This window comes from Borreliella burgdorferi B31, from assembly GCF_000008685.2.
GTDB classification, from domain to species: Bacteria; Spirochaetota; Spirochaetia; order Borreliales; family Borreliaceae; genus Borreliella; species Borreliella burgdorferi.
The window spans coordinates 22,787-36,849 of the sequence record NC_001855.1 but is presented as its reverse complement, the minus strand read 5'-3'; the positions used below and the strand labels follow the sequence as shown (position 1 = coordinate 36,849).

At 28.6% G+C, this 14,063-nt stretch carries 14 protein-coding genes and 1 pseudogene; 11 read left to right on the top strand and 4 right to left on the bottom strand.

The annotated features are described in order from the left end of the window. Positions 1 to 259: 259 nt before the first annotated feature. Positions 260 to 458 (top strand): annotated as a pseudogene (locus BB_RS04990) (TM2 domain-containing protein); the annotation flags it as partial. Here BB_RS04990 and BB_RS04985 read toward each other — a convergent pair. After that, positions 428 to 982, bottom strand: a complete 555-nt coding sequence (locus BB_RS04985; RefSeq protein ID WP_010890336.1) for a P52 family lipoprotein — start codon at positions 980 to 982, stop codon at positions 428 to 430. The pseudogene BB_RS04990 and the gene BB_RS04985 overlap by 31 nt on opposite strands. Positions 983 to 1,406: 424 nt before the next feature. On the opposite strand from BB_RS04985, the gene BB_RS04980 reads away from it, so the two are divergent. From BB_RS04980 to BB_RS04940, 9 genes are all read left to right on the top strand, one after another. Next, positions 1,407 to 2,255, top strand: coding sequence for a S2/P23 family protein (locus tag BB_RS04980; protein ID WP_010890335.1), 849 nt, complete (start codon positions 1,407 to 1,409; stop codon positions 2,253 to 2,255). Positions 2,256 to 2,770: 515 nt separating this feature from the next. After that, the gene (locus BB_RS04975) at positions 2,771 to 3,769 is read left to right on the top strand and encodes an immunogenic protein P37 (RefSeq protein WP_010890334.1); all 999 of its coding nucleotides are present in this window, start codon (positions 2,771 to 2,773) and stop codon (positions 3,767 to 3,769) included. A 258-nt stretch (positions 3,770 to 4,027) separates the two neighbouring features. After that, positions 4,028 to 5,023, top strand: coding sequence for a hypothetical protein (locus BB_RS04970; protein ID WP_010890346.1), 996 nt, complete (start codon positions 4,028 to 4,030; stop codon positions 5,021 to 5,023). 241 nt (positions 5,024 to 5,264) lie between these two features. Next, positions 5,265 to 6,131, top strand: a complete 867-nt coding sequence (locus BB_RS04965) for a hypothetical protein (RefSeq protein WP_010890341.1) — start codon at positions 5,265 to 5,267, stop codon at positions 6,129 to 6,131. 255 nt (positions 6,132 to 6,386) lie between these two features. Next, entirely contained in the window at positions 6,387 to 7,373 is a 987-nt protein-coding gene (locus BB_RS04960; RefSeq protein WP_010890350.1) for a hypothetical protein, read from the top strand. A gap of 264 nt (positions 7,374 to 7,637) precedes the next feature. Continuing rightward, entirely contained in the window at positions 7,638 to 8,264 is a 627-nt protein-coding gene (locus BB_RS04955) for a hypothetical protein (RefSeq protein ID WP_015899363.1), read from the top strand. Positions 8,265 to 8,609: 345 nt separating this feature from the next. Then, positions 8,610 to 9,467: an immunogenic protein P37 gene (locus BB_RS04950; protein WP_080745458.1), complete on the top strand. Its 858-nt coding sequence runs from the start codon at positions 8,610 to 8,612 to the stop codon at positions 9,465 to 9,467. Positions 9,468 to 10,046: 579 nt separating this feature from the next. Then, positions 10,047 to 10,265 carry a hypothetical protein gene (locus BB_RS04945; RefSeq protein ID WP_010890349.1) on the top strand — a complete coding sequence of 73 codons (219 nt, stop codon included), beginning with the start codon at positions 10,047 to 10,049 and terminating at the stop codon, positions 10,263 to 10,265. 226 nt (positions 10,266 to 10,491) lie between these two features. Continuing rightward, a complete protein-coding gene (locus BB_RS04940) occupies positions 10,492 to 11,037 on the top strand; it encodes a hypothetical protein (RefSeq protein ID WP_010890348.1) in 546 nt (181 codons plus the stop codon). 155 nt (positions 11,038 to 11,192) lie between these two features. On the opposite strand, the gene bdr is transcribed toward BB_RS04940, so the two are convergent. The 3 genes from bdr to BB_RS04925 all read right to left on the bottom strand — a co-directional run bounded on the left by bdr (position 11,193) and on the right by BB_RS04925 (position 12,783). After that, positions 11,193 to 11,747: a Bdr family repetitive protein gene (bdr, locus tag BB_RS04935; protein WP_010890339.1), complete on the bottom strand. Its 555-nt coding sequence runs from the start codon at positions 11,745 to 11,747 to the stop codon at positions 11,193 to 11,195. A 432-nt stretch (positions 11,748 to 12,179) separates the two neighbouring features. Next, positions 12,180 to 12,557 carry a hypothetical protein gene (locus BB_RS04930; protein ID WP_015899368.1) on the bottom strand — a complete coding sequence of 126 codons (378 nt, stop codon included), beginning with the start codon at positions 12,555 to 12,557 and terminating at the stop codon, positions 12,180 to 12,182. 49 nt (positions 12,558 to 12,606) lie between these two features. After that, positions 12,607 to 12,783 carry a hypothetical protein gene (locus BB_RS04925; protein ID WP_010890351.1) on the bottom strand — a complete coding sequence of 59 codons (177 nt, stop codon included), beginning with the start codon at positions 12,781 to 12,783 and terminating at the stop codon, positions 12,607 to 12,609. 430 nt (positions 12,784 to 13,213) lie between these two features. Between BB_RS04925 and BB_RS04920 the strand changes: the two genes are divergently transcribed. Beyond that, complete coding sequence (locus tag BB_RS04920; protein ID WP_146124613.1) at positions 13,214 to 13,777, top strand: hypothetical protein; 564 nt, start codon at positions 13,214 to 13,216, stop codon at positions 13,775 to 13,777. The last annotated feature ends 286 nt before the right edge of the window (positions 13,778 to 14,063 follow it).

Here is a 14,063-nt window from a genome sequence, read left to right as displayed (position 1 = left end):
CAGTTTATATTATCAAACGACAAATAAAACATTAAGTACAATAACCCAATATTTCAAAAAGGATGCACATTTTAATAAAAAACTAAAGCTGTTCAACTACAATTGTTGCACTTGAAATTTTTTATACTAAAATATAATACAAATAATTATATTAACAAATATCGATTTTTATAAAAAATAAGTAAAAGTAGTTTAGTTTACCTGAGTATTTAAATACTTTTAATTGAGGATGTTTTATTTTAAAAAGGAGTGTAAAACTATGTCAAAAACTGTTGACGAAGTATATTGCTATTCTTGTGGCAAGATTTAAAAAAGATGCTGAGATTTGTATTTCTTGCGGGGTCAGAAATAAACAAACCGAAAACTACAATAAACTTATAGTATTTTTACTATGCTTACTTTTTGGTTATTTAGGAGTTCACAGATTTTATGTAGGTAAAATAGAAACTGGGCTATTATAATCATACCTCTTCACTTTTAAATATTGTTCATAAGCAGTGGGTCTAGGCATATTACGATTATACTCATGGCTCCCCTCGCCAGAATACTTAATATCTAGAGAATATAACTCCTCTATACATGAATACAGCCAACGAACTATACGCATAAATTTATTATTGTTCTGCTCATTTTTTACCATAATAAACAACTTAATCAGGTCTTTAGATTGCTCAGACCCTAAATCTAGAAAGAATTTATTAAAATACTCCTCATTATAGTCACTCACTGGGCGTACTACATCACGATAATTAGGATCTTTTAAACTAATTAAAGTCTTTTTTATCTCAACCAATAAACGATGTTCAGACGCATATAATTTTAAACTAGAAAATATGCCTTCAGTAACAATCTCATCGGAACCCATATCACTACTTTCCGAATTCTCAAAAAAAGTTTGAACAGCTTGTTCCTGATTATCAGGCAAATAACAACCCAATAAAGCCAATGCTGCTATTATACAAACGCCAACCAAAATCCTCATATATGCTCCTTACCTACCTTACTACAAAAATAATCTGTTGTAAATATACAAGTTTATCTAAGCACTATTTTATTAAACATTTAAAGTCCTACCAAGATAGATTTTTCTATAACAAGTAAACATATACCAATTTTACCTTTTCTCAAGAATTATTAAATACTAAAATATTAATTTTAGCTTTATTATTATCTAGTGAACTGCTATTTCTAAATCAAAGATTATAGAAATAGCAGTTCACACAAAATGTGCTTAAAAAATTAAAAAATAATTTTAACAAGACTAATAAAAAATTTACTAAAGAATCCTTTTAATTACATTTAAACTTGTTTGTTGTTATTCTAACAAGATCGATTAAAACTCCAACATATAAAAATCCAAATGTAAATAGAGAAATAGAAAGAAATACAATTAATGGAAAAATTTTATGAAAAAGAACATATATATTTTGAATATATTTTTATATATACCATTATTTTATTCGTGTTTTTTGACTCCACCAAAATCTTCAAAAATCAACAGTATCAAAACCGAGGTTTTGGATTTTAAGATAATTGAAGAGGGAAATATTATAAAATATGATAAAAAGCCCATTGAAGAGCGTAATGAAAATACTTGTCTTTCTTTTAAAGAACCCGAATTAAATGAAATAAAAGAGGGGGACGTGCTTGAATTACTTGCAGGTGGTTATGTTACATGGGCAAAATCTGGTGACTTAAGGGTTTTAAAAGATAAAAATAACAATTTAATTGAAGATCTTAGAGAACTTAGGTACTCTTATATTTTTTCACCCATTCGATTCAAAACTTTTTTTAGTTATAATTATAGCATTAATGACAATAACTATAAAATACTCGGCAAAAAAGCACCTATAGTTAAGATAATAGCATTTGAATCAACTAAAGAGTTTGAAAAAAAATACGAAATAAATAGTTTAAAACTAAATTCTGAAGAATCTAATATTGATTTTGAACAAAATAGAACTGGTTTAGCCAAAATTAATTTAAAAGAAACTTCAAAAGAACCTAATTACATTTATTCATATAATTTTGGAGTTTTTGACAATTCTTTAGCAGATTATTTTAAGTTATTTTATAAAAAAAATAACTGTAACTATATGCCTGCATATCTTACTATAAAAGATAAAGAAACCGATAAATATAAAACCTACGAAATTATATTAAATCTAAAGCTATTTAACGATACCATTAAATTATTAATTAATAAGTATTCAAATTTATCAAAAGAAAAATTAAAACTTTTTACTGATGAATGATAAAAATTGAATAAGAAAAGCAAAGACAAAAATTTATCAATTAATGTAAATAAATACAATTCAAAATTGATAAAGTTGTGTGACATATTCGGTATCTCAACTTGTCGATTTAAAAGTATTGATAGTGAACTGCTATTTCTAAACAAAGATTATAGAAATGGCTTCTTGTATCTTCCCATGATAGCTTTTTAGGCCTTTTGTGCAAGAACCTTTAGTTAAAGAAACTATTACTAAACTAGTAATAGCAGTTAAACTATAAAGAACCTATTTTTCAAGAATAAATATTTTTGATATAGATTCAGCAATACATAACTCTAAAATACTATTTAAAATCAAAATAAATTTATTTATCCTCAAATTCATCTCATTCTAATTTTTATTTAAATTCTTATTCTATGTTATTTAGTTTTATGATATCTATCTTAACATCTAGCTCATAATCTTGATTGCTACTATATATGTGATATAATGATAAAATATTCTAATAATATTCTATTTTAGATAGAGGTAATATAATGAATTTAATAATTAAAGTGATGTTGATATCCAGTTTATTTTCTAGCTTTATCTCTTGTAAATTATATGAAAAGCTTACAAATAAATCGCAACAAGCTTTAGCTAAAGCTTTTGTCTATGATAAAGATATAGCTGATAATAAAAGTACAAATTCTACTTCTAAACTAGATAATAGTTCTCTAGATTCTATAAAAGACAACAACAGAAGTGGTCGCACATCTAGAGCTTTAGATGATGCTGAAGAAATTGGGGTAAAAGAAAGTAATCAAAACAGAAATGATCAACAACAAAATAATGAAAGTAAAGTAAAAGAAAGTGAAAAAAACAATAGTTCAGGTATACAAGCAGATGATAGTGTTTTAGACACAGCTCATTCCGATGCTAGTGAAGTAGAAAACAAGAAACATGATACTAGCAGACAACCTCAACTACTTAATAAGGACTCTAGTGAAGCTAGAGAAGCTAGTAAAATTATACAAAAAGCTTCTACCTCTTTAGAAGAAGCTGAGAAAGTAAATGCAGCTTTAAAGGAAACAAGATCAAAACTTGATAAGATAAAAAGATTAGCTGATAGCGCTAAATCTTATTTAAATAATGCTAGAAAAAATTCTAGAACTAATGGTTCTATACTAGAAATATTGCCTAACCTTGATAAAGCAATTGAAAAGGCTATTAGTAGTTATGCCTCTCTTAATGTTTGCTATACTGATGCAATTGCTGCTTTAGCAAAAGCTAAGAATGATTTTGAGCATGCAAAAAGAAAAGCAAATGATGCTTTAGAAGAAGCTTTAAAAGATATACCTCATTTTAGGGGGTACAATTATCTTTACCATTACCGGATAAATAATGCTAATGATGCAATGGAGAGTGCTAAAAGTTTGCTAGAGGTTGCTAAGAATAAACAAAAAGAACTTAATGAAAATATGACTAAGACAAATAAGGACTTTCAAGAGTTAAATGATATATATAAAAAATTGCAAGATATGGACTCTAGATAAGTAAAAGTAAAATATTAAAGATAAGAAGCCAGACAATACTTTATGAGGTTTAGCTTCTTTATTTATAATATTCTTTTTCTAAACAACACTTTATTTTCTCTTAACTTTATAGTTTGACTTAAAAAATCATTATTTTTTAAAATATTACATGAATTAACTTTAATATCTTTATTTTTATATTATAATTATTATTAATATAGATATTATTTGCCATATAAGTACATAACAAAGTTTTATTAAAAAGGAAATATAAATATTATGCGATTATGTTTAATAAAAATTTTTATTATACCTAATTTAGTATTTAGTTCTCTTTTTTTATTTGAAAGTTGTTCTGGTTTTCTATCTAAAAAATCTATAGAACAGTTTGCATTAGCATTAAAAGATCATCAAGAAAATAAAAATACTACTAATACTTCAGTAGATAAAAATAGTAAGGAAATTGAATCTCCTAAAGACGTTACATCATCAAATAAAAAAACTTATGATCCAATCTTACAAGTAGGTTCTAATCAACATATGTCAGATGATCCTGGTGCAAATAATAAAGAATCCCTACCAAATTCAAGTCCAGCAATAATGCAAAATGACTCGCATGCTCAAAATAATGTAAAGATGGAAGAAAATAAATCAGCTACTCCACAACATGATCCAATTGAACAAAGTAATTTTAAAAATAGCCTTACTACAACAAGTAAAACTCCTGCTATTCCTTCAGAAGAAGAAATTAAAGCTAAATTAGATGAATTTGCACAAGAAGAGTATGAGCAAACATCTCTTTCAGAAATTAAAAATGCAGAGCAGTTTATTAATCGTGCTAATTCTGAAAATAACTTAAACAATACACTCCTTGAGTTTAAAGAATTTCATCAAAAAATGTCAGATTTATTATTTTCTAATCTAAGCACATCTCCTTTAAATAGAAAAATAAAGTCTGTCAAAGCCACACTATGGGTAAAATTAGAAGAAATGCGTTCTTTTATGGAGCAAGCAACTAATTCTTGGGGGTCTGCTAAAGATATGCTAGATGTGGCTCGAGATAAACTAGCAGATTCTATTTATAAAAGATTAAACAATGAAAATGGCAATTCATACTGGTTAGGCAGTAATTTTAACAAACGCAATATACAAGATTTAGCAAAAAGAGCTATAGATCTTGCTACTGAATGCATTAAATATATGGAAAATGCTATTAGTTTTCTTCAATATGGAAATTCTTGCAGAAAAGAAATAGAAAATATATTAAAGCTTTAAAACTTCCAGTGTAGGCTTTAGTTTTTTTAATATCTCTAATCATATATGAAACTCTATTTACTAGAAAAACTTATATCAGCTTACCTAAATTAACTATCTCACTCCTATCTTGCCTTTACAAACACTACTTTAATTCTTTCAGATTTATAGTTTGGCTTATGCATTATTAATCATTTTATAAATTATAAATGCAATATATTTTTTAATATAAGAATATCAGATTCTAAAGAGAAGTAATAAGGTGAATTTAATTAATAAATTATTTATTCTAACTATTTTATTTTCCAGTGTTATCTCTTGTAAATTATACAAGAAGATTACATACAACGCCGATCAGGTTATAGACAAACTAAAAAGCAATAATGGGTCTTTTAATACTCTAAAGAGTAACGATGACAGCAAGAGAAGTGGTCGTAAGCCTAGAAGTGTAGATAATACTTATATGGACCAAGATACAGGCAAAAAACCTTTGATGGCAGACATGCAACCCGATATGCAAAATGATAATAGTAGCAGCAACCATACTCTACAAGTTAATATCCAAGATAATGAAGCTAGTGAAGCTAGAAACATTATGACGGAAATTGAATCTTCTAAAGAAGAGTACAATAGAATAAATGAAGATTTAGCAAAAGTAAAAGCAAGCCTTGATAAGATAAAAAGCTTACTTAGTACAGCTAAATCTTATTTAGAGCAGACTAGAAGAGGTGTGGGATCTAGTAAAGCTAACTTAGCCTTATTGCCTAGCCTAGAAGAAGCTATTGCTAAGGTTAAGAGTAATCATGCTTCTGCTGATACTCATTGCAATGATGCTATTGCTGCTTTAAAAAGAGCTAAGAACGATTTTGAGTATGCACAAAGAAAAGCAGATCGGGCTTTAGAAGAGGCATTAAGTAATAGCAATGCTTCAAGGCATGAGAGCTACTACTATGCTGGCTACCACCAATTTATGGCTGATGCTAAAGCTTCAATGAGTAGTACTAAAAGTTTGCTAGAGGTTGCTAAGAATAAGCAAAAAGAACTTAATGAAAATATGACTAAGACAAATAAAGACTTTCAAGAGTTAAATGATATATATAAAAAATTGCAAGATATGGACTCTAGATAAGTAAAAGTAAAATATTAAAGACAAGCCAGACAATACTTTATGAGGTTTGGCTTCTTTGTTTATAATACTCTTTTTCTAAACAACACTTTATTTTCTCTTAACTTTATAGTTTGACTTAAAAAGTCATTATTTTTTAAATAATTACATGAATTACCTTTAATATCTTTATTTTTATATTATAATTATTATTAATATAGATATTATTTGCTATATAAGTACATAACAAAGTTTTATTAAAAAGGAAATATAAATATTATGCGATTATGTTTAATAAAAATTTTTATTATACCTAATTTAGTATTTAGTTCTCTTTTTTTATTTGAAAGTTGTTCTGGTTTTCTATCTAAAAAATCTATAGAACAGTTTGCATTAGCATTAAAAGATCATCAAGAAAATAAAAATACTACTAATACTTCAGTAGATAAAAATAGTAAGGAAATTGAATCTCCTAAAGACGTTACATCATCAAATAAAAAAACTTATGATCCAATCTTACAAGTAGGTTCTAATCAACATATGTCAGATGATCCTGGTGCTAATAATAAAGAATCCCTACCAAATTCAAGTCCAGCAATAATACAAAATGACTCGCATGCTCAAAATAATGTAAAGATGGAAGAAAATAAATCAGCTACTCCACAACATGATCCAATTGAACAAAGTAATTTTAAAAATAGCCTTACTACAACAAGTAAAACTCCTGCTATTCCTTCAGAAGAAGAAATTAAAGCTAACTTAGATGAATTTGCACAAGAAGAGTATGAGCAAACATCTCTTTCAGAAATTAAAAATGCCACGCAAATTGTTAATCATGCTAATCCTGAAAACAAATTAAACAATACACTCCTTGAGTTTGAAAAAGATTATGAAACTTTATCAAACTTGTTATTCTCTAATTTAGACGCATCTCCTTTGAATAGAAAAATAAAGACTATTATGCCTAAATTACAAGAAATGCGTTCTTTTATGGAGCAAGCAACTAATTCTTGGGTATCTGCTAAAGGCATGCTAGATGAGGCTAAGGATAAACTAGCAGAATCTATTTATAAAAGACTATACAATGGCAATTCATACCGGTTCGGTGGCAGTTTTAACGGACGTGATATGCAACATGCAAAAAATTTAGCATACAGAGCTATAGACTTTGCTTCTGCATGCATTGAATATACACAAAAAGCTATTGATTATCTTCAACAGGGAAATTCTTGCAAAAAAGAAATAGAAAATATATTCAAGCTTTAAAACTTCCAGTGTAGGCTTTAGTTTCTTTAATATCTCTACTCATATATAATCCCATCTTTACTAGAAAAGCTTATATATCGGCTTACCTAAATTAACTATTTCACTTCCCTCTTGCCTTTACAAGCACTACTCTACTTCTTTCAAATTTATAGTTTGGTTTGCATTTAGCATTCACTATTTTTCTATTTTTATAAATGTGATATATTTATTTTTTAAGAATAAAGCATAAATATCATCAGATTCTAAGAAGAGGTACTAAGATAGATGAATTTAATTGCTAAATTATTTATTTTATCCACTTTAGTTTCAATTCCAAATATCCTCTCTTGTAACCTATATGATAATCTTGCAGACAACGCTGAGCAGGTTACAGACATACTAGACAACAACAAGTCTTTTAATACTTTAGGAAGCAGCAATGAGAGTAGAAGTCGCAGGCCTAGAAGTACAAATAATGCTTATATGAAACAAAACATAGACAAAAATCATTTAGTTGTTGCAGATATGCAAAATGATAATAGTAGCAGCAGTCTTCCCCAACAAGTTAATAGTGAATCCAGTAAAGCTAATGAAGATAGTAATATTATGAAGGAAATTGAATCTTCTACAGAAGAGTGCGCTAGACTAAGAAAAGATTTAGAAACTATAAAACAAATACTTGATAATATAGAAAGCTTGCTTAATACAGCTAATTCTTATTTAGAGAACGCTAGAAAAGCACCTAAATCTAATCAAGATAATCAAACCTTATTGCTTAGCCTGCACCAAGCTATTGCTAAGGTTAAGAGTAGTCATACTTCTTTTATCATTTGTTATAATGATGCATTTAATTCCCTGGGAATAGCTGATACTGCCTTTAAAGATGCAAAGAGAAAGGCAGTTGAGGCATAAAATGCTTCAAAGGAAAATTATGAATGGTATAACGGTCATTATCATTCTTTTATAAATGACGCTAAAGATGCAATGGAGAGGGCTAAAAGGATGCTAGATAACGCTAAGCATAAACAAGAATATCTTAATTCTAATATGTATCAGGCAAATGCAGACTTTGAAGAGCTAAATAAAGCATATGAAGCTGCTTATTAAATAATACTAATCTTAGATAGCTCAGCTTTAAAGAAAAAAGCTCTATGCTATAAGCTTAACATATAACTCATATTCTTGATTACTAATAATAAATGTAATATAATGATATTGTATTACAATAATACTCTATTTTTGCATAAAGTTAGCACAATGAATTTAATGATTAAAGTATTAATATTCAGTTTATTTTTAAGCTTTATCTCTTGCAAGCTATATGAAGCTGTAGATAAATCTCTTATAAAAGACAACAAAAGAAGTGGTCGTAAAGCTAGAAGTATTAGTTATAAGGAAGTAAATAATCAAGAACAAAATAATGAAAAGAACCTAAAAGAAGCAAAAGAAAGTAAAAAAAACAATAATTTAGGTATACAAAAAGATGGTATTGTAAACACAAACCCTTCCGTTGCTAGCGATGCTAGTGAAAAACATACTAATAGACAACCTCAACAAGTTAATAATAACTCTAGGGAAACTAGTGAAGCTAGAAACATTATACAAGAAATTTATACCTCTTTAGAAGAAGTTAATAAAATAACTACAGATTTAGAAACAATAAAGTCAAGACTTAATAATATAAAAAGTAAAGTTGACAATGCTAGTTCTTTTTTAAATAATGCTAGAAAATCTAATAAAGCTAACCCAACCTTATTGCCTAAACTTGATCAAGCTATTCGCAAAGTTAGTAGCAGCCATGCTTATGCTAACTCTAATTATTCAGATGCAGTAAGTGCCTTAAAAAGTTCTAAGCACGATTTTGAGTATGCAAATAGAAAAGCAGAAGATGCTTTACAAGAAGCGTTAAATAATAGCAATACTCAAGGTTACCAATATGCTCGATACCACTATTATATGAATGATGCTAAAGAAGCAATGGGCAGGGCTAAAGTTAGCCTTAAGACTGCTAAGCAGAAACAAGAAAAACTTAAAGACAAGATGGATCAAGCAAATAAAGAGTTTGAAGAGTTAAATAAAGCACATGAAGCTGCTTTAAGTAGTAGAGAATCTTAGCTGGTGTAGCTTCAAAGAAGACATGACACTTACTTATAAATAAGGAAGCTTTTGGATTTTAACAAAAATAGTCTGGCTTTTTTGCACATATAAAACAACTCCATTATTTCTAAGATAAATATTTTAAGCTCCCTGGTAAAGTAATTCATTTATCCTAGATTTACTCTTCCACTTCTATACGTCCCGTCCTGCTTAATCATTAATTTTTAAAATTAAATGTTTCTTTCTAGTTACGCACTATATTGTTACTATAACAAAAATTGAATCTTAAAAATTAACATATTACTTTAAAAAAGTATACTTATAGGAGATGCTTATAAAGCTTAACAAACTTATTTTTACCAATATATATATCTAATATCTCTTATACTTAGTTGCTCAATATCTAAAGATTTAAGTGATAAGCTCTCTTCACTAAAATCTAATGATTTTTTTAATTCAGACACTTTAGTTTATGATTCTAGCAATTATGCTCCTTTATTAGAAAATTCAACTACTGGCAATACTGCCTTTAGTAGCAAAGATGTTGCTACTGCACTACCACAAGAGATTGCAATAGAAAATCTTTTAAAAGAAAAATTGTATGAAATTAATCAGATTTCTTCAGAAGATATTCCAAATATTGATGATAAAATTACTTCTTTGGAAGCTTTAAAAAAGCAATTAGAAGACAAATTAGAAATCAAATTATCTAATCAAACACACATAAAACAAGACGATAGCTTTAATAAGCAAGCTCAATTACAACAATTGAACCCAGGTGTTTCACAAAAACAAGAAATAGATAAAAAAACATAGAAAAAAGAAGCCTAGACAATTCTTCACAAGAAAAAGAACTCACAAACCCTGCTTATTCAACACAAGAACATACAAAAAGTGCTACAAACTTAGACTCAAAAAAAGATGCTCTTATTAAAGAAACTCTTGAAGCTATAAAGGAAAAAATTAAAGAAGAAAAGAAAAGCTATTCTAGAAGAGCAGCAAAGACAGAAACAACAAGAGCTTGATAAGATTAAAGCACAATATGAGGAAGAGAGGAGAAATAGAAAAGAAAGCAAGACTTCAAAAATTCATGCAAACTACTTCTGACTTAACTAATCTTGTTAAGATGGCTGGGCTTGAGGCTTATAGCATTTCCCATAAATTAAAAGATCTTGAAAAAGGTATTGAAAATTATGAAGACAACAATAATTCTACTAAAGACACACTAAACCAATCTCTTAAAGATGTTATTTATGAGATTACAAAGCTTAGTAGTCTTATAGAAGCAAAAGATAAGATTGATCAGCGTAAGAAATTGGGTTATCAGACAGAACAAGAGTTTGATGCTAAATTTATAAACTTAAAGAACATCAAAGATAAGCTAAAGACTTTATGTGGTAAGGCTAAAGGCCATCTTGGTAGCAATCTTTCTAGCGTTACTATTGATGGGATTACTAAAGAGAAGGTAGCTCAAGCTTATCTTATCATTAAACTAATACACAAAACATTAATTTATATGAATGATGATAGTAAAGGTAGCCTTGCTACTATACTTAATGACTTAGAAAAGGATGCCAAATCAATATAACTAGCACAACAATATCTTCTTATTTTAAAAAAGCCTAAGTACTTGTATCTTAGGCTTTTTTAAAAATTATCTTGCCTCTTAGACCATTCTTGATCATAATAATACTGTTAAGAATAAATTAATGCTAAAATGGATAAGTACACTTACACTAATTACTATTTTTGCAGTAAATATAAAAACATTCCCACTACTGATGGAATAAATATTCCTAATATCCAATAAAATGGATATATCAAGCTTTTTATATGCGAGTTGTTCTCACTTCTTATTTCCTTAAACAACCCTATAAGCTCTTTATGATTTGTATTTATTTTTTCATCTAACTTGCCTATTCTTTCATCTAACTTTACTATCTCACCCTTAAGCTCACTTCTTACTTTTTCTATTCTTTCATCTAACTTTACTATCTCACCCTTAAGCTCACTTCTTACTGTCTTTATCTCTGCAGAAAGCTCACTTCTTACTTTTTCTACCTTTTCATCTAACTTGCCTATTCTTTCATCTAACTTCCCTATTCCACTTCTAAACTCATCTCTAGCTTTATTCATTTCCTTTTCTAGCATACTCATGCTACTTTCTAGGTTTTCATATACATAATTTGAACTACGAAGTAGCACATAATCAACTACATCTTCTGGAAAATCCTTATCAAGAAATACCTGCTTTACATACTCATATTTGGGTTTAGCTTCACATGCAAAATTACTCATATAACCCTCCTTTACTGCAATTTAACTACTTTTGTTATCTATATTTAACATCCTTAATATCTACTATTAATAGTAACACACATTTTAGCTAATAAGATAGGTTGTCAAAGCTAGTGACAAAATCAAAGTTCTTTCTAAGTCATCTTTTAGTATTAGTATTGCTTGTCTTAACAAGATTCATTATCATTACTTCACTTGTCTGCTTCTAACTACAAGATCAATATTTATTGATAAATTTCTATATTTCCTAATTACAAAATTATACTTTACTAGTTCTCTGATAGCTCATAGCAAACTAGACATAAGAACCCCTAAAACTAGATTATAGGATAATCTAGACTAAGCTTCTGGCTTCTATTTTTATAGAATAGAGAAGCTTGGCTTTAAAAAATAACAATAAAGAATAGCAGTTAAGAACTGCTACTATTCATTCTACAGGTCATAAATAAGTCGCTTGCATGCTTCTGTTATATCACACACAACTTCTCTTATTAAGCTTAATGGCTTACTAAACCGTTTTTCTTCACTCTTACCTTCTTGCATCAACTCTTGAGCAACACCATCGCCATTTCCTTTAATATCGCCAAAAAGGCTTTCTACTTTTCCCATTAACCCAGTTACACACTCCTTAACAACTTCACCGTTTTTCTTAGCGCCTTCTACTTTAAGAGAAAATGCTACAAGACCACCTTCTTTTCCTCTTCTAAATTCTTCTATTACCTTATTTACCTTATCACGCAAACCATAATCATCATCTTCATGCTTAAGGCCACTTTCTTTTGCCATTTCTAATATTTTTATAGTAAGCATATGCTACTTATCCCTGTCTTAAGATTATCTTTAAGTGCTCCTGCTACATTTATCCTGAAGATATTAATGCAGATACACCTGCCTCTATCCTTCTAGCTGTTTCTTTAATTTGGCTTACAAGAGAAGGTACTTCACTTATTGGTATTTTGCTACTACCGCCTTTTGTCATGCTATCTAGTACCTTAACCTTAGTATCACTAGCTACATCCTTTACCTCTTGTGCCATCTTTTCAAGCCCATCTTTGCCTAATGCCTTACTCTCTTATTTAGACTACTTACCTACACCCTTTTCTTTAACAACAGCAAGATCAAAAGCAGGTTCGGCCTTACTAGTCTTTTATGCTTCTGCTGGCCCAGTTCCTACATTTGAATAAAATAACTTACAAGAGGTCGCTAAAAGAACACTACATAAACACAAATATATCCTCATATTAAAACTCCTCTCCTTAAAATTAAAAACTTACTTGGTTACTTAAGTAAGTCTAGTCCTTATTCTCTTTTTTAACCAAGCCCACTTACTTATTTACTTTTCTCTTAGCCTTATAGCTTGTATCAAATAATACAAGCTATTTTTACAAATGTGATATATTCTTTAATGATAAGGTGTTAAGGGGCAAGAATACAGATAGAGCAAGATGCAGGCAGTATGCAAAGATATGATTAAAGACATGCAAACTAACATACAAAATAATAATAGTAGCCCTACTCCTCAGCAAGTTAATAACCAAGGGAGCGAAGCTAGAGATATTAAGAGGGAAGTCGACTCTTATGTAGAAGAGTTTATTAGACTAGATACAGAACTAGATGAAATAAAAGTAAGCCTTAGTAATATGGAATGCTTGCTTAGCACAGCTGCCTCTTATTTAAAAGAAGCTAGAACTACTCCTAGATCTAATAAAGTTAAGTATTCCTTATTGTATAACTTGCATAAAGCCATTAGCAAGGTTAAGAGTAGTTATGCTTCTCTTAATGTTTGCTATGTTGATGCAACTTATTCTTTAGAAAAAGCTTGTGTTATTTTTAGAGATACAAATAACAAGGCTGATGATGCTTTAGCAGAAGCTTTAAAAGAAAGCAAGGATATTAGATACAACATGTTTTCAGCATTATTGCTTGACAAATCACAACCTAATACTAACAAGAAGGCTAATATTGTAGATAATAATGAAATAGAAAATTTTTTGTTTATAAATCTCTTCTCCTTAGATTTTAATAATTAAAAGTCACTTTACAAAAACTAAAAAGCAATATAAATAAATATACCTCGCGGGATAGATAGTAGGCTCTATTGCAACAAGCATGACTAATTTTATCTTTTTATGTAATAAAACTAGTCCAAATTTATATTTATTTTTTGCTTTAGCTATAGAAATTATATTCTAAATTAATCATTTTTTAAATATTTATTGGTTTTTATTTGTTAAGCCAAACTAGCTTTATTAATGGGTAAATATTAGAAGTATACCAAGATAATATAATTTATTACTTAAATGAAAATCTTAAAAG

Bases quoted from the DNA above. Each gene is read 5' to 3' on its own strand.
- BB_RS04930 (WP_015899368.1), bottom strand. From the start codon at position 12,557: ATGCTTACTATAAAAATATTAGAAATGGCAAAAGAAAGTGGCCTTAAG.
- BB_RS04970 (WP_010890346.1), top strand. From the start codon at position 4,028: ATGCGATTATGTTTAATAAAAATTTTTATTATACCTAATTTAGTATTT.
- BB_RS04960 (WP_010890350.1), top strand. From the start codon at position 6,387: ATGCGATTATGTTTAATAAAAATTTTTATTATACCTAATTTAGTATTT.
- BB_RS04980 (WP_010890335.1), top strand. From the start codon at position 1,407: ATGAAAAAGAACATATATATTTTGAATATATTTTTATATATACCATTA.
- BB_RS04940 (WP_010890348.1), top strand. From the start codon at position 10,492: ATGAGGAAGAGAGGAGAAATAGAAAAGAAAGCAAGACTTCAAAAATTC.
- BB_RS04975 (WP_010890334.1), top strand. From the start codon at position 2,771: ATGAATTTAATAATTAAAGTGATGTTGATATCCAGTTTATTTTCTAGC.
- bdr (WP_010890339.1), bottom strand. From the start codon at position 11,747: ATGAGTAATTTTGCATGTGAAGCTAAACCCAAATATGAGTATGTAAAG.
- BB_RS04925 (WP_010890351.1), bottom strand. From the start codon at position 12,783: ATGGCACAAGAGGTAAAGGATGTAGCTAGTGATACTAAGGTTAAGGTA.
- BB_RS04950 (WP_080745458.1), top strand. From the start codon at position 8,610: ATGAATTTAATGATTAAAGTATTAATATTCAGTTTATTTTTAAGCTTT.
- BB_RS04920 (WP_146124613.1), top strand. From the start codon at position 13,214: ATGATTAAAGACATGCAAACTAACATACAAAATAATAATAGTAGCCCT.
- BB_RS04985 (WP_010890336.1), bottom strand. From the start codon at position 982: ATGAGGATTTTGGTTGGCGTTTGTATAATAGCAGCATTGGCTTTATTG.
- BB_RS04955 (WP_015899363.1), top strand. From the start codon at position 7,638: ATGAATTTAATTGCTAAATTATTTATTTTATCCACTTTAGTTTCAATT.